This is a genomic window from Rhodanobacter sp. Col0626, from assembly GCF_049994385.1.
GTDB lineage: Bacteria > Pseudomonadota > Gammaproteobacteria > Xanthomonadales > Rhodanobacteraceae > Rhodanobacter.
This window is the reverse complement of the sequence record NZ_CP188260.1, coordinates 651,629-666,956: the sequence shown is the minus strand read 5'-3', so window position 1 is coordinate 666,956 and position 15,328 is coordinate 651,629. Positions and strand designations below refer to the sequence as shown.

Genomic DNA, 15,328 nt, shown 5'->3' with positions numbered 1-15,328 from the left:
CCGGTCAGAGCAGCAGCCGGCGGATGTCGCCGAGCTGGGTGGCGAGGAAAGAGGCAAAACGCGCGGCGAGCGCGCCGTCGATCACCCGGTGGTCGTACGACAGCGACAGCGGCAGCATCAGCCGCGGCGCGAACTCCTTGCCGTTCCAGACCGGCTTCATCGCCGACTTGGAGACGCCGAGGATGGCCACTTCCGGCGCGTTGACGATCGGCGTGAAGTAGGTGCCGCCGATGCCGCCCAGCGAGCTGATCGAGAAGCAGCCGCCGGACATTTCGGCCGGGCCGAGTTTTTTCTCGCGCGCCTTCTTCGAGATCACGGCCAGATCGCTGGCCAGCTCGAGCAGACCCTTCTTGTCGCAGTCGCGGATCACCGGCACGACGAGGCCATCGGGCGTATCCACCGCGATGCCGATGTGGAAATACTTCTTGAGGATCAGCTTTTCGCCGGATTCGTCGAGCGAGGCGTTGAACTGCGGGAATTGCTTGAGTGCCGCCACCACCGCCTTGATCTGGAACACCAGCGGAGAAATTTTCAGATCCTTGTTCTCTTCGCCGAGCTTCTTGCGGAAGGCCTCCTGCTCGGTGATGTCGGCATCTTCATGCTGGGTGACGTGCGGAATCATCGCCCAGTTGCGCGCAAGGTTGGCGCCGGAAATCTTCTGGATGCGCGACAGCGGCTTCTCCTCGATCTCGCCGAACTTGGCGAAATCGACCTTCGGCCATGGCAGCAGATTGAGCCCGCCAAGCGAGGCCGATGCGCCGCCGGTGGGACGCGCGCCGGAGGCCAGCGCGTGCTTCACGTACGCGCTGACGTCATCGCGCTGGATACGGCCACCGCGGCCGCTGCCCTTCACCTGCTGGATGTCCACGCCCAGTTCGCGCGCGAAGGCGCGGATCGCGGGACTGGCATACGGCGCGTCACCGGGCATCACGATGCTGGCATCGAGTGGCGGGCGCGCGCTGGGCGCGGCATCGCCCTCGGCGGCGTTGCCTGGCTGCACGCCCTGGCTGGCCATCGGCGCAGGCTTGTCTCTGGTTTCGGCAGGCGCTGGCGCAGGGGCGGGAGCTGGCGGCTTTGCCGCTTCGGGCGCGCTTTCGGCCTTGTCTGCTGCGGGCGCGGGCGTCGCGGCTTCACCGTCCGCTTCGATCAGCGCGATCACCGCGCCTTCGGACACTTCATCGCCAACCTTCAGCTTCACTTCCTTCACCGTGCCGGCGAACGGCGCGGGAACTTCCATGGTGGCCTTGTCCGATTCCAGTGTGATCAGGCTCTGTTCCTTCTCCACCCGGTCGCCGGCCTTGACCAGCACTTCGATGACGGGGACGTCAGCGTGGCCGATATCGGGAACGCGGGCTTCTTTGAGGTCGGCCATGGGGACTCCTGCGATGGCGATGGCGTGCCGCTCGGGGATGGCGGCCGCATACAAGGCCTCAATCATAGCGAAGGCAGGCCCATTCCGTATGCCCGGATCGGGCGGATCCGTCGATTTCCCCGTCACCATGCGCATGCGTATGCATGACCTTGAGCGCACGCGCGTCCGGGGTCCGTACCGTACCCTGATTGCCAATGACCACGCCGCGCGGGCGACACCGGAAGGACTGCATGCTGACGATCCGTGACCTGTCGAAAACCTATGCCAACGGCGTGCGTGCACTGCGCGGCGTGTCGCTGGATATTCCGAACGGGATGTTCGGGCTGCTCGGCCCGAACGGTGCGGGCAAGTCGTCGCTGATGCGCACGATCGCCACGCTGCAGGACCCGGACGAAGGCACGATCGCGCTCGACGGCATGGACCTGCTCGCCGACAAGCAGGCCACCCGCCGCCTGCTTGGCTACCTGCCGCAGGAGTTCGGCGTGTATCCGAAGGTGTCGGCCGAAGCGATGCTGGATCACTTCGCCGTGCTCAAGGGCGTCACCGTGAAAAGCGAGCGGCGCGAGCTGATCGAATCGCTGCTGCGCCAGGTGAACCTGTGGGATGTGCGCAAGCGCAAGCTCGGCACTTATTCCGGCGGCATGCGCCAGCGTTTCGGCATTGCCCAGGCCTTGATCGGCGATCCGCGCCTGGTGATCGTGGACGAACCCACCGCCGGCCTCGATCCGGAGGAGCGCAACCGCTTCCTCAACCTGTTGGCCGAGATCGGCGAGCGGGTGGTGGTGATTCTCTCCACCCATATTGTCGAAGACGTCACCGACCTGTGTCCGCGCATGGCGATCATCGGCCAGGGCCAGGTGTTGCTGAGCGGCGAACCGGCCGAGGCGATCCGTTCGCTCGAAGGCCGGGTCTGGCGCTGCAGCATCGACAAGTCCGAGCTGGACGGCTACCGCGCACGCATGAACATCCTGTCCACCCGCCTGGCCGGTGGCCGCACCCTGCTCCACGTGCTGGCCGATACCAGGCCGGAGGAAGGCTTCGAATCCGTCTCCCCCGACCTGGAAGACGTCTACTTCGGCCGCCTGCGCATGCAGGCCACTGTCCGAGCCGCCTGACGCCAGCCGCTGTTTGCCCAGCCATCCAGCCATCGAGGCGGAAGCACCCCATGTTTTTCGAGATCTTTCGATTCGAATGGCGCCAACAGCTGAAGACGCCGCTGTTCTGGATCGCCGTGGCCGTGTTCGGCGCCCTCGCCTTCGCCCTGGCCAGCACCGATGCGGTGACGCTTGGTGGCGCCAGCGGCAATGTGCTGCGCAATGCACCGATGGTGACGGTGCGGCTGTTGATGCCGATGGCGATCTTCAGCATCTTCCTGGTCACCCTGTTCGTGGCCAATGCCGCGCTGCGCGATTTCGACCTGCGCACCTCGGAGCTGATGTTCACCACCCCGGTGACCCGGCGCGCCTACCTGGGCGGACGTTTCGTCGCCGGCTATTTCGCCTGTCTGGCGATTCTGCTGGTCTGCCAGCTCGGCTTGTTGCTGGGCAGCTTCATGCCGTGGATCGACCAGGCACGCCTCGGTCCCACGTCATGGCGGGGATACGCCTGGGCATTCGGCGTGATGGCCGTTCCGGACATGCTGTTCATGGCCGGCTTGCTGTTCCTGCTCGCCACCACCACTCGCTCGCTGCTGGTGACGTATCTGGGCGTCATCGTTTATTTCGTGCTGCAGTTGCTGGGCGGCCTGCTCACCCGCGACGTCAACAACCACTTCGTCGCCGCGCTGATCGACCCGTTTGGCAGTCGCACGCTCGCCATCGTCACGCGGTACTGGTCAGCCGACGAACTCAACCATCGACTGCCGCCGCTGCAGGGACTTCTTCTGCTCAACCGGGTCCTGTGGAGCGCGATCGGCCTCGCCCTGCTGGCGGCGGCTTTCGCCCTGTTCCGCATCGATCGTGAAGGTCTGCGCCTGCCACGGCGCAAACCGCGGGCCGAACCGCCGTTGTTGCGCGTTTCCGCGGCAGCCGGCCTCACCGTGGCCCCGAAAGTAACCCTTGGCTATGGCATGCGCGAGCATCTTGCGCAGCTGCGCAAACAGTTCCTGTTCGATACCGGCACGGTGCTGCGCGGCGTGCCATTCCTCATCATGCTGGTGTTCGGCCTGGTCAACCTGTTCGCGATCCTGGCCCTGTCCGGACAGATCTACGGCACGGCAACCTATCCCGTGACACACCAGATGCTGGAGTCGATCCAGGGCGGCTTCCAGTGGCTGCTGTACATCATCATCACCTTCTACGCCGGCGAACTGGTGTGGCGCGAACGCAGTGCCGGCGTCGCCGAGGTGACCGACGCCTTTCCCACACCGGACTGGGTACCGCTGGTAGCCAAGCTGCTGGCACTGTTCGCGGTCATCGCGATCTTCCTGCTGGTCGGCAGCGTGGCGGGTATCGGCTGGCAGCTCGCCCATGGTTATAGCCATCTGGAACCGGGCCTGTACCTGGCTACCCTGCCGCTGGATGCGATTCCGTTCCTGCTGCTGACGGTGCTGGCGGTATTCCTGCAAGTGTTGTCGAACAACAAGTTCCTCGGCTATCTGCTGACCATCGTGTGGCTGGTAGCGAGCACGATTGGTTTTGGCCTGCTGCACTGGGAACACCATCTCTACAACTACGGCACGGCGCCCGATACGCCGTACTCGGACCTCAACGGCTTCGGGCATTTCCTGGCCGCCAAACTGTGGTTCGATGCCTATTGGGCCTGCCTCGCGACGGCATTGCTGGTGGTCGCAGCGCTGTTCTGGGTGCGCGGCACCGGCCAGTCGTGGCGGGAACGGCGACGCGAGGCACGGCGGCGCCTGCGCGCACCCGCGCGCATCGTGCTGGTGCTGGCCCTGCTCGGCTTCGCTGGCAGCAGCGCGTGGATTTTCTACAACACCAACGTGCTCAACCACTACCTCAATAGCGAGGCGCTGACCCGCCAGCGCGCCGACTACGAAAAGAAGTACGCCAAGTACAAGGATCTGCCGCAGCCACGCATCACCGCCGTGCAGACCGATGTGGACATCCATCCCTACCAGCGGCGGCTGGCGATTCGCGGACGCTACACCCTGGTCAACAAGACAGCCGCACCGATCCGCGACCTGCACGTCAACACCGACAACGACTTCGTCGTGCGCTCGCTGGATTTCGCTCCGCACACCATCGTGAGTACAGACCAGCCGCTGGGCTACACCATCTACCGGCTGGATACGCCGCTGGCGCCGGGGGCATCGATGACATTCGACTTCACCCTCGAATATGCACCGAAGGGCTTCACCAACAGCCCCGAAGGACAGTTCCTCGCCCACAACGGCACCTTCTTCAACAGCGGTGTGCTGCCCCAGTTCGGTTACCAGGACAACCAGCAGATCACCGACCGCAACGATCGCCGCAAATACGGGCTGAGCGCGACCGTGCCGCGCATGCCGAAGCTGGGCGATGAAAAGGCGCGCGCCAATACCTACATCAGCAACGATGCCGACTGGATCAGCTTCGACACCACGGTATCGACGGCCGACAACCAGATCGCCGTGGCGCCGGGCTATCTGCAGAAGGAGTGGCATGCCAACGGCCGCCATTACTTCCACTACAGCATGATGCAGGACGGCAAGATGCAGCCAACGCTGAATTTCTTCGCCTTCCTGTCGGCCCGCTACGCGGTGAAGAAAGACCAATGGCACGGCATCGCCATCGAGGTGTACTACAACCCCGACCATGCCTGGAACGTGGACGACATGATCCGCAGCGTGAAGGACTCGCTGGCTTACTACGAAGCGCACTACACGCCCTACCAGTTCAAGCAGCTGCGCATCCTGGAATTTCCCAACTACGCCAGCTTCGCGCAGTCGTTCGCCAACACCATCCCGTTCTCCGAATCGGTGGGCTTCATCGCCGACCTGCGCGACCCTTCGAAGATCGACTATCCGTACTACATCACCGCCCATGAAGTGGCGCATCAGTGGTGGGCGCATCAGGTGATCGGCGCCGACATGCAGGGTTCGACCATGCTCAGCGAATCGCTGGCGCAGTATTCCTCGCTGATGGTGATGAAGCAGCGCTACGGCGCTTCGCAGATGCGAAAATTCCTGAAGTACGAACTGGACAAGTACCTGGCCGGGCGCGCCACCGAACAGGTCGAGGAAGAACCGCTGGCCAGGGTAGAGCAGCAGCTCTACATCCATTACCAGAAGGGTTCGCTGATCTTCTACGCGTTGCAGGATTACATCGGCGAGCTGACGCTCGACGGGATCCTCAAGCAGTTCCTGCACGACAAGGGTTTCCAGCAACCGCCTTACACCACCTCGCAGGAATTGATGGGTTATCTGGCGCGCGGCACCGACCCGAAATGGAAGGGTCTGCTGGACGATTTCTTCTGGAAGATCACCCTGTTCGACAACCGCATCACCGACGCCACCGCGAAGAGCTTGCCGGACGGCAAGTACGAAGTGACCATGAAGGTGCATGCCGGCAAGGTCTACGTCGACGGTACCGGCAAGGAAACCACGGCGAAGCCCGACATCCCGATCGAAATCGGCGTGTTCGCCGCTTCAACCGGCAGCGGCAAGGACGGCAAGCCGCTTTACCTGCAAAAGCGCGTGTTGCCGGACGGCGACAGCACGGTCACCGTGACGGTCGACGCGAAGCCCGCACTGGCCGGCATCGATCCATACAACGAATTGATCGACAAAGTCTCCAGCGACAACCGCCGCGCGGTAACGGTGCAGTAGTTTTTTCAGTCGGCCTTCGGCGACGTGCTCCGCACCAGGGTCACTTCGCGCGGCGCCAGCGGGGAGCCGATCTGCTGCTTGATCGCACGCAGCAGGTCGGTCTGTGCGCCCCACTGGTCACTGCTGCGGGTCCAGCCACGCAGCACCAGGTTGACCTTCTGCTCGTCCAGGCTCTCGATCCATACACCGGGGGCCGGATCCTTCAGGATGCGCGGATCGGTTTCGAACAACTGCATGATCGTTGCCATTACCTTGTCCACGTCATCGCGATAGGCAACACCGAATTTCAGCTCGAAACGTCGCGTGCCACGCCGGTTGAAATTGACGATGACATCGCTGCCGATCTTCGCGTTCGGCAGGATCGCCTCGCGGTTGTCCGGCAGCACCAGCTGGGTGTGCATCAGGTTGAGGCTTTGCACGGTGCCTTCGGTGCCACCGGCGCTGACGTAATCGCCGACACGGAATGGCCGGAACACCACCAGCAGCACGCCCCAGGCCAGATTGCTCAGCGAACCCTGCAAGGCCAGGCCGATCGCCAGCCCCCCGGCGCCCAGTGCCGCCACCAGTGGCGCCGATGGCACACCGGCCTTGGTCAGCGCCATCACGATCAACACCGCTACAAGTACGCCGTAAATGAGATTGCGCAGGAACCCGCTGAGGGTGTCGTCGACGGCCGCGCGATGCAGTGCGCGCTGGCTGAAATTGGCCAGTCTTGCCGCCAGCCAGATGCCGACCAGCAGGATCAGCACCGCTACCAGCAGATTCATCCCTGCGCGGATGACGCCTTCGGACAGCGTCACCCCCAGCAAGTTGTCGAGAAAGTCGTGCATCGCCATCAGTCCGGAGGAAAAACGACAACAGCCTAGCAAACCGGCAATGAAGGAGTTGCCGACAAACCGATCGCTTCAGAGCCGGTGATCCTCGATATCGCTGACCCGGCCATCGACGATGGTCACCACGGTGACATGATCGCCGTGCCGATAACGCCACTGTTCGCCGCTGCGATCGACGCTCATTACGCGAACACCACCACGGCGACTGCCGCGACTGCGCGAGTCGCGTTTATGCGAGCGGGCCGACGGCTTGCCCAGCAACTCGGTGACCCGTTCCTGACTGTCGCCGGCGGTCAGAACCTGATTGCCGACCCGCAAGGTGCTGGATGCGTGCACGGTGGCGCTGAAAGCGAGCAGTGCGATGACGAGACGAAAATGCATGAACCTCTCCCTGGCATGATGAAATCCGGAAATCCTTTCCCGCTATGCAACGCTCGACTCAGCCGCGGCGTTCCTCGACGTGATCCTCGATCGCAGCGACCTTGCCGGCGATGATCGTCACCTCGACCACGTGACCGTTGTCGCGCGTGTACTGCCAGCGTTCGCCGCGGAATGCACCGAACCGGTTCTCCACCGGTTCCTTGTACGACGGCGTACCCAGCAGATCGATGGTGTGCGCGGCGGTATCGCCGACCGTCAACACCTGCTGACCCACGCGCAGGGTATTGCCCGCAAAGACATTCAAGCTGACGGCCAGCAGCGGAATCAATAGCAGACGACGCATGGCATTCTCCTTCGCCCGGTGAATTTCAGAAGCCGGCGCCCGGCTGGGCCAGATAAAGCGTTTCTTCCGGCGTGTTCGCCCGCCCCAGTGCGGCATTGCGGTGCGGAAAACGGCCGAAGCGTGCAATCACCCCGGCATGACGGCGAGCATAGTCCAGAAATCCTTCATAGCGCTCACGCTGTGCCGATGGCACGTCCGCGCACAGTGCCTCGAACAGCGCCACGGAACGTTGCTGCAATGCTGCATCTTCGGCATGTTCCAGCACCAAGTAGGCGAATACCCGCTGCAGCGGCGGTAGTTTCCGGTCGTCACCGCGAGCCAGTCCCGACAGCATCATGCGCTCGGCGTTGACGTCCTGCGCCCATGCGCGAGCGTCGTTACGGTGGAGATTGCGCGGAAATTGATCCAGCAGTAGCAACAGCGCCAGCCATCCGGTGGGCGTCGTCGCCCAATCGGCCAGCTCGCCTTCGGCGGCAGCGGCCGCTGTATCTCCAAAACGTTCGCGGATCCGCGCGTCGAATGCCGGATCAGGATCGAACCAGCGCGCGGCACTGCGCTCGGCGAACCAGAAGTCGATGACGTCCTGTGCAGTCGCGGACATGACGATTCCTCAATAGCCCGCGGTACCGGCCAGGCTGTGCATGTCCAGGTGAATGCTGCGCAGGCGCGGCAGTTGCCGGCGCAGACTCAGCGCCAATTCCGCCGGTGCCGCGTCGATCGCGCGTTCGAATACCTGCAACAGGGCACCCTCGCGACGGGCGAGCGCGCGGATCCATGCACTGTCGCGATGCCCGGCGGCATGCAGCGACCAGCCGACCAGATGCCGGTGGACAGCGGCGCGCCAGGCGCCATGCCGGCATGCGCGATCGCCGCTGCCATGTACCTGCGTCTGCAGGTCGGCAATCAACAGATCCAGGGTCTGCGCGTTCTCATTCAGCACCATGCGCAGGCCCGGCTCAGACGCCGTGGCGGCATGGCGATACATCCGGCGCAGCTCGATGCTGCGCCGGATCAGGACATTCAAGACGGAGGCCGAAGCATCGAGCGGCATCACCGCCTGCGGCTGCGTGGATGAGTGGAACATGGGCGCCATCGTCGTCCCCGCCGACTTAGCGGGAGATTAACCAGCACGGGGGCGCTCGGTCGCGGTCAGCCCGTCGTCATGAACGATTCTTCCCAACGATCTTTGCCAACGATCTTTGCCAACGATCCGGGCCAGCTCACTGCTCGACTTGCAGCAGGTTCAGTGGCCGCCCATCGCTGCCGCGCACGCCCTGCTGCAATCCGGCAAGTTGCTGGATCGAAGGACATAGCGCCTTTATCTGCGGACGCAGCGCCTGCATGCGCTGTTGCAGGCGCGGCTGCAGTTCGGTGGCGAGATCCGTGGCCCGGTCGCGCAGCGCGGACGCTCCCTGCAGGTCGCCGCCCAGCGCCGCATTGATCGCCTGCTGACCCAGATCGGCGGCCAGCAGAGGCAGCAAGTCACCGGCGATCTGATTCATGGTCTGGGTCGCAGCGTCGCCCTGCCAGTCGTGGGTGCTCTGGCTCACGGCGATGCGCCGTTTCAGCTCGCTGGCGTGCGCGCTGAGCCGGATCTCGAATTCGGCACGGGTATCGGCACCCACGCCCATGCCGGTCACTTCGGCGCGCATCGCCTGCACCGCCATGTCCACTCCGTTCTGCGCGACCGTGCGCACGCGCGGCGCCAGCGCACGCAATTCACGCTCGAACAGCACCAGCCGGTCCTGGTTTTCCGCATTCAATCGCACTGCCGTGCCATCCGTATGCAGTGCGCCTTGCTGCAATTCGACGTGGAACGGCGCCGGCGATGCCCGGTCGAACAACAGGCTGCCGGGCTTCAGTGTCACGTCATAGCTGCTGCTGGCATGACAGGTCGAAGCCAGATCCTGGGCATGCAGCAGGGGGCCGGCAAGTGGCAGCATCAGCAGGAGCAGCAGTCGTGACAGGCGCATGGAACCTTCCTCGAAGTGGATCGCCAAGCGATAGCCGACATCGGCGCAACCGCCGCTGAACTGCTCCGTTCAGCGGGGACGCCGACGGAACTGTGCACGCACCTCGGGCCGCCCCAACTGCCAGGCCAGCCACAGCAGCAACGGTATGGCAGCCGCCTTCAACGCCAACCCGATCTGCCAGGTTCGTCGCGCCCGTGCAACCAGCCATAACGCCAGCTCGCCGAGTTGCGGCTGCGCCAACGCATGTTGCCGGGCGGTTTCGAAATCGCCCCATTGCTGCAGCATCAACACCCCGGTGACCAGCGACCATGCCGCCAGCAGCAACGCCAGCACGCGCATCGCAGGCCGCGCCCAAGGCTGGCGGAGGATGCACCCGGCGCATATCACGATGATCACCAGCGCGGCCGCCAGGTAGGGATACTCGGCATGCTGCAGATACTGCACGGCACCCAGCGCGGCGAACAACAGCAGGATCCACAGCGCAATCGCCCACAGCGAAAAACGTCGCACCGGCGGCGTGCCGGTGCTTGCTGCCAACGGCATCAGGGCGCCGCCTTGAGCGTGGCCAGATCATCCAGCACCTGGGCGGAATTCTTCTCCGGATCGACGTCAGGATAGATCTTCGCGATCTTGCCCTGGGGATCGATCAGGAACGTGGTGCGCTTGGCGTAGTGCATGCCCATGTGCGAAGTCAGCACGCCATAGTTGGTGGCCACAGTGCGATCCGCATCGGACAGCAAGGGGAACGGCACGTGGTACTTCTCGGCGAAATCGGCGTGCGACTTCACGTCGTCCAGACTCACGCCGACCACCTCGGCGCCGGCCTTGCGCAGTTTCGCGATGTCATCGCGAAAGGTGCACACCTCGGTCGTGCAGCCGGGGGTGAAATCCTTCGGGTAGAAATACATCACCAGCCAGTGACCGTGAAAATCGGCCGGTGCTCGCCAGTGGCCGTTCTGGTCCTGCAGGCGGAACGCCGGCGCGGCTGCGCCCACCTGCGGACCGGCGGCAAACGCCGGTGCAGCCAGGGCACACAGCAGGGTCAACGCGAGCAAACAGGAAAGACGACGCATGACGATTCTCCGGGGAAGAGGGCAAGGGATGTGCAGCCGTCCCAGTTTACGCGCAGCAAAGAAGAAGGGCGCCAGATGGCGCCCTTCTTCGTCTGCATGCAACCGTGTATCAGCGCTTGCTGATGGTGAACTTGCCCGCCGACACGCCCAGGTTGATGCCTTCGCCGGTACCGGCCAGCGCCAGCGAGGTGGTGCCCTTGGTCAGCACCTGCGCGGTGGAGCTCTTGACCACGCCAGCCTCGGCGCCCGCCTGTGCGTAATCGCCGTACACATCGTTGATGCCGTGCACGTGGCTGATTTCGCCCTTGCCATCGTCGATATGGTATTTGCCGGCGGTAAGACCGCCGCCCACCACGGTGATTTTCACGTTCGCACGCTGGCCGTTGTCGCAGGTGATCATGCCGTGGCCCTCCGCATGCTTGTAGATCAGCGACCAGCCGGACAGGCTGAACGCGAGGTGGCACTTCACCGTCGCTTCAGCGGCCTGTGCATTGCTCGTCGGCAGCACGGTCATCGCACCCGCGCAGGCCATTACCAGGGCAGCCATTCCAAAAGTACGCTTGATCATTGTCATCTCCTTAAGTGTTTGCGGGATCGGATTCGTTACCGACGCAGGCTCGACACACCCTGAAAATCAGAAAACCGCCGCGTGGTCGATCCATCGTGTGCATGACCGCGTGATAACGACGTGCAGGAGCATGACGGTACGTTCAGCCGCCACCTTGATGCTTCAATAACAAACTGCCGTGCAGACTGCAGCCGGAGTCGGGCGCTTGGCCGAGTGCTTGTGGGATGGCCGAAACACTGCCTAGACTCGACATGATGCTCAAGGCCTGCATCGAAGGAGAACCATGGTCAAGTATTCACTGGTGGGTTACGACGGCTCAGATGCCTCGCGCCGCGCGTTCCAGTTCGCCATCGATCTGGCCCGCTGCGGCAGCAGCCGGGTCCGGGTGGTATCGGTATTGCAGGTAACCGAAGGTGGCGCTGATGCATCGGCACTGATGATGGCCGACTCCGGCACCCTGCGTGCGCAAGAGCTGCTGGACGAGCTCGGCACAATCGTTCCCGACGCCGCCACCCTGGTCGATATCGAGCTGGTTTACGGCAGTCCGGGCGACGTGCTGTTGAGCCAGATCGAACAGCATGGCGTGGACCACATCGTGATCGGCCATACCGAACGCGGCGCGCTGGCGCGCTGGCTGCTCGGCTCGGTCTCAAGCAATGTACTGGCGCGTGCGCATGTACCGGTGACCGTGGTTCGCTGAAACGCGGGCGCGCCGCGCGATGGTGAGTCGGCAAGCATTAATCCGACGCCGCGGCCAAGCCCTATGCTGTGTCATATTTTCGTCATGTGCGCCGGACTTTCCGGCTCGTCGCATGCGTCGACACGGGAAATCCGCTTGAATTACGTTGCCGCCCTGCCCTGGACTCTGGAAAACATCGACCTCGATCGCATCGACGTTGCGCAGGTGCGGCATGACGAGGACCTGTTCTTCCTGTTGTGCAGCTCGTCGTTCGTGGAAAGCGGCTCGGAACTCTACACGCAAAATTTGATCGATCATTTCGCCGGTGACCAGGAGCTGCAGACCTGGCTCAGCCAGCATTGGGAACATGAAGAACTCCAGCATGGCCGCGCGTTGGCCGCGTATGTCCGCAAGGTCTGGCCGGAATTCGACTGGGACAAGGGTTTCCAGGCGTTCTGGAACGAGTACGGCGCCGTGTGCACTTCCGAACAGCTCGAACCCTGCCGCGGGCTGGAGCTGGCCGCCCGTTGCGTGGTGGAAACCGGTACGGCCAGCCTGTATCGCGCGCTCAACGAAATAACCGACGAGCCGGTGCTGAAGCAGCTGACTGGGCACATCAAGAGTGACGAAGTGCGCCATTTCAAGCACTTCTACCAGCATTATCGGTTGTACCGGGAACGCGAGGGGTTCGGTCGCTACAAGGTGCTGCGCGTGATCCTGCGCCGGGTCAACGAGATCAAGAGCGAGGACAGCGACATCGCGCTACGCCACGTGTTCAACCAGTGCTATCCGCAACACGCGGGCAACGACGCCGAGTTCCGCCGTATCAGCAACCGTGCCCAGGGCCTGTTGCGCCGGCACATTCCGGCCGGCATGACCGTTAAGATGCTGCTCAAGCCCCTGGACCTGCCAGCCCGGTTGCAGAGCTTGCTGGAAAAGCCGTTGGCGAAGATCACCGAAAAACTGTTCCTGCACTGAGCGCGCCCATGCCGCTCGCACTACTGGGCGGCGGCCGGTTTCCCGGTGCCGCGCGGTTCGCTCCTGATCTGGCGCTGTTGCTGCTGCACGGCCTTCAGGCTCTTCACATCCACCGGCCGGATCTGGCTGATGGTGCAGGGGAAATTGCGCCGCCCGGTAAGCACCTTGTCGAAGCCCACCATGACCTGGTTGAGATTGGAGGTGAGACCGATGGTGTTGACGAACGCCAGATCCTGGCAGCCGCCACCGAGATCCAGCAACCAGGCCTCGTTGGGCTTTGTGTAGATGGCCACCTGCCGGTCGCCCAGCGGCTCCCACGAATACAGGTTGAAGAAACGGAAGTTGCGTACCGGTGCTCCTGCCGCGGCTGTGTACGCGGCCTGGCGATCGCTGGTGCGCTGCGCGTAGGGCGCGCTGGCACAGGCGGCAAGCACGGTTGCAAGAATGGTTACCAGCAGAAGACGAATCGTGGACATGGCATCGGACTCCATCAGCGGGTTGTACCAACCTGTAACGCACGAGCCTGCCGTTCGACATACCCGCGCTACTTCTTTTTCTGCTTGCCCACGCTGGCCCATTTGGCCGGGTCGAAGCCACCCACTTCGTAGACCAGGGCCTGCTTCTTCTCGCCGTTCGCGAGGGTGACGTCCATGCTGATCTTCTTCGCTTTCTGCAGCAACGCGATGAAGGCCTTGTCGTCACGGATCATCAACGCCGGCTCGCCGGTCGACGGCGCGAACGCCTTGATCTTCACCGGTTTGCCATCGACCGTGCTGGCGATGGTGCAGTTGCCGCGGCAGACAAAACCGGGCTTGCTGCCGTACAGGAACACGCTTTGGCCCCAGCTGGTATGCCGGCGCAGCACCAGTTGCACGCGGTCGTTGCCGGAGGGCGGGTTACTCTGGATGGTGGCGGTCGATTGCGTGCCGCCGGCCATCGGCGACACCTGATACAGCCACAAACCGGCCAGCCGGTTTTTTTCGCTGACTTCGGTGTAGCGCTTCTCGATCTCGGGCAGGGTTTTCTGCACTTCCTTCGCGGCATCGCTGTCCGGGAAACGGTTGACGATATCCTTGCCCATCACCACCGCCATCTCGTCGTTGTGGATGCGCAACAACTGACGGTAGGTGTCGAGGTTGCGCGCGGCGTCGGCGTTCTGGCTTGCTGCCTGCTGCTGAGCGGCGTTCGGCGCAGGAGCTGCACCTTGCTGCGAACAACCCGCGAGCACCACGATGGCGCCGAGCAAGGCACCGGCCAACGGACGGAGGAAGGGCGAATTCATCATGGTTGGCGCACCGCTCGGGAAACAGGCGTCTAGCTTGGAACGATCCGCCGTCGCGAAGCAACCGTCGCCATTCAGTCCGGCTGGCCAAAGCGCTCGCGCAACGCAGCGCGATACCGCCTGCTGCAGGGAATTTTCGCACCGTCACGCATCTGCAGGCGGGCGTCGCCGGTTTCCAGCGGCTCGATCTCGGCGAGGTAGTCGAGGTTGACGAAGTAGCTGCGGTGCACGCGCACGAAGCGCGCCGGATCCAGTCGGTCTTCGATCGCGGCCATGGTGACGCGCAGCGGATAGTCGCGGCCGCGCACGTGCAGGTTCACGTAGTTGCCCGACGCCTGCAGCCATTCGATCTCGCTGGCATTGAGCAGGAACTCCTTGCCCAACTTGCGCACCAGGAAGCGCTCCGGCCGCTCCACCGGCTCCACCGGCACACCGTCGTCCGGCGCCTCCAGCAGGCGCGCCTCGCCCTGCTGGCGCAGCAACCACAACCGGTACAGCACAAGCGTACCAACGATCAGGAAATAGGTGCGCACGTCCTTCAGGTATTCGTAGCCGAAATTGAACCACCACGAGCCAAAGTCGTAGTGCCAGCCGGCAGCGGCATAGGCCGGCTTGCGCAACGCGATCATGCCGACGACATGGAGCAGGCTGAACGGCACACTGGCCAGCAGGTGCAGCGGCAGGTTGCGGCGCCATGTGTCGAAGCGGATCGGCCAACGTCGCTCCAGCGCGATCACCGCCGGCAGCAGCGCCAGCATCACCAGTGCGCTGCTCCATTCCCACACCCACGGCTCCCAGGTGGCCAGTCGGCCGGCATGGTCGATGTGCGTGTCGATGCTGTTGAAGGTCGCGTTCAGCGCAAAGATCAGCAACCACGCGCCGACCTCGAACGGCCGCCGCCAGCGCTGGTACAGGTCGAAGCCGGGGCTCGTGGTCATGCGGCGGATTCTACGCAATTCGCCCCCACCACTCGTCCCCGCCACCCGCGATTCGTCACCGCAGCCCGGCGGACGGTCACTTCGGGCACGACAGGCCGTACACGGCAACCCAGGCTGGAGCCACTTTCACGCACGGGAGT

General features: G+C 63.7%; 17 protein-coding genes. 4 read left to right on the top strand and 13 right to left on the bottom strand.

The window, feature by feature from the left end; genetic code table 11:
- Positions 1-4 precede the first annotated feature (4 nt).
- Positions 5-1,372, bottom strand: coding sequence for a dihydrolipoyllysine-residue acetyltransferase (gene aceF / locus ACPPVV_RS02685; protein ID WP_426701941.1), 1,368 nt, complete (start codon positions 1,370-1,372; stop codon positions 5-7).
- Positions 1,373-1,602: 230 nt separating this feature from the next.
- Between aceF and ACPPVV_RS02680 the strand changes: the two genes are divergently transcribed.
- Both ACPPVV_RS02680 and ACPPVV_RS02675 read left to right on the top strand, forming a co-directional pair.
- Positions 1,603-2,487 carry an ABC transporter ATP-binding protein gene (locus tag ACPPVV_RS02680; RefSeq protein WP_426701940.1) on the top strand — a complete coding sequence of 295 codons (885 nt, stop codon included), beginning with the start codon at positions 1,603-1,605 and terminating at the stop codon, positions 2,485-2,487.
- Between the two features lie 50 nt (positions 2,488-2,537).
- On the top strand, positions 2,538-6,140 hold the full coding sequence (locus ACPPVV_RS02675) for an ABC transporter permease/M1 family aminopeptidase (RefSeq protein WP_426701939.1): 3,603 nt from the start codon (positions 2,538-2,540) through the stop codon (positions 6,138-6,140).
- A 5-nt stretch (positions 6,141-6,145) separates the two neighbouring features.
- Here ACPPVV_RS02675 and ACPPVV_RS02670 read toward each other — a convergent pair whose 3' ends face one another.
- From ACPPVV_RS02670 to ACPPVV_RS02630, 9 genes are all read right to left on the bottom strand, one after another.
- The gene (locus ACPPVV_RS02670; protein WP_426701938.1) at positions 6,146-6,970 is read right to left on the bottom strand and encodes a mechanosensitive ion channel family protein; all 825 of its coding nucleotides are present in this window, start codon (positions 6,968-6,970) and stop codon (positions 6,146-6,148) included.
- A 75-nt stretch (positions 6,971-7,045) separates the two neighbouring features.
- Positions 7,046-7,354 carry a DUF2845 domain-containing protein gene (locus tag ACPPVV_RS02665; protein ID WP_426701937.1) on the bottom strand — a complete coding sequence of 103 codons (309 nt, stop codon included), beginning with the start codon at positions 7,352-7,354 and terminating at the stop codon, positions 7,046-7,048.
- A gap of 58 nt (positions 7,355-7,412) precedes the next feature.
- Positions 7,413-7,697, bottom strand: a complete 285-nt coding sequence (locus ACPPVV_RS02660; RefSeq protein ID WP_426701936.1) for a DUF2845 domain-containing protein — start codon at positions 7,695-7,697, stop codon at positions 7,413-7,415.
- Positions 7,698-7,722: 25 nt separating this feature from the next.
- Positions 7,723-8,298 carry a DUF924 family protein gene (locus tag ACPPVV_RS02655; protein ID WP_426701935.1) on the bottom strand — a complete coding sequence of 192 codons (576 nt, stop codon included), beginning with the start codon at positions 8,296-8,298 and terminating at the stop codon, positions 7,723-7,725.
- A gap of 9 nt (positions 8,299-8,307) precedes the next feature.
- Positions 8,308-8,781 carry a DUF2383 domain-containing protein gene (locus tag ACPPVV_RS02650; RefSeq protein WP_426701934.1) on the bottom strand — a complete coding sequence of 158 codons (474 nt, stop codon included), beginning with the start codon at positions 8,779-8,781 and terminating at the stop codon, positions 8,308-8,310.
- Between the two features lie 136 nt (positions 8,782-8,917).
- The gene (locus ACPPVV_RS02645; RefSeq protein WP_426701933.1) at positions 8,918-9,670 is read right to left on the bottom strand and encodes a DUF2884 family protein; all 753 of its coding nucleotides are present in this window, start codon (positions 9,668-9,670) and stop codon (positions 8,918-8,920) included.
- Between the two features lie 69 nt (positions 9,671-9,739).
- Positions 9,740-10,213 carry a hypothetical protein gene (locus ACPPVV_RS02640; RefSeq protein WP_426701932.1) on the bottom strand — a complete coding sequence of 158 codons (474 nt, stop codon included), beginning with the start codon at positions 10,211-10,213 and terminating at the stop codon, positions 9,740-9,742.
- On the bottom strand, positions 10,213-10,743 hold the full coding sequence (locus ACPPVV_RS02635) for a peroxiredoxin (protein ID WP_426701931.1): 531 nt from the start codon (positions 10,741-10,743) through the stop codon (positions 10,213-10,215). The genes ACPPVV_RS02640 and ACPPVV_RS02635 overlap by 1 nt, the downstream gene beginning before the upstream one ends.
- Before the next feature lie 109 nt (positions 10,744-10,852).
- On the bottom strand, positions 10,853-11,311 hold the full coding sequence (locus ACPPVV_RS02630; RefSeq protein ID WP_426701930.1) for a hypothetical protein: 459 nt from the start codon (positions 11,309-11,311) through the stop codon (positions 10,853-10,855).
- A gap of 283 nt (positions 11,312-11,594) precedes the next feature.
- On the opposite strand from ACPPVV_RS02630, the gene ACPPVV_RS02625 reads away from it, so the two are divergent.
- The gene (locus ACPPVV_RS02625; protein WP_426701929.1) at positions 11,595-12,011 is read left to right on the top strand and encodes a universal stress protein; all 417 of its coding nucleotides are present in this window, start codon (positions 11,595-11,597) and stop codon (positions 12,009-12,011) included.
- A 135-nt stretch (positions 12,012-12,146) separates the two neighbouring features.
- Positions 12,147-12,968 (top strand): ferritin-like domain-containing protein, encoded by an 822-nt coding sequence (locus ACPPVV_RS02620; protein WP_426701928.1) that lies wholly within the window; start codon positions 12,147-12,149, stop codon positions 12,966-12,968.
- A 20-nt stretch (positions 12,969-12,988) separates the two neighbouring features.
- Here ACPPVV_RS02620 and ACPPVV_RS02615 read toward each other — a convergent pair whose 3' ends face one another.
- The 3 genes from ACPPVV_RS02615 to ACPPVV_RS02605 all read right to left on the bottom strand — a co-directional run bounded on the left by ACPPVV_RS02615 (position 12,989) and on the right by ACPPVV_RS02605 (position 15,188).
- Positions 12,989-13,444: a DUF6491 family protein gene (locus ACPPVV_RS02615; protein WP_426701927.1), complete on the bottom strand. Its 456-nt coding sequence runs from the start codon at positions 13,442-13,444 to the stop codon at positions 12,989-12,991.
- 68 nt (positions 13,445-13,512) lie between these two features.
- A complete protein-coding gene (locus ACPPVV_RS02610; RefSeq protein ID WP_426703147.1) occupies positions 13,513-14,250 on the bottom strand; it encodes a hypothetical protein in 738 nt (245 codons plus the stop codon).
- 74 nt (positions 14,251-14,324) lie between these two features.
- Complete coding sequence (locus ACPPVV_RS02605) at positions 14,325-15,188, bottom strand: LytTR family DNA-binding domain-containing protein (protein ID WP_426701926.1); 864 nt, start codon at positions 15,186-15,188, stop codon at positions 14,325-14,327.
- Positions 15,189-15,328: the final 140 nt, after the last annotated feature.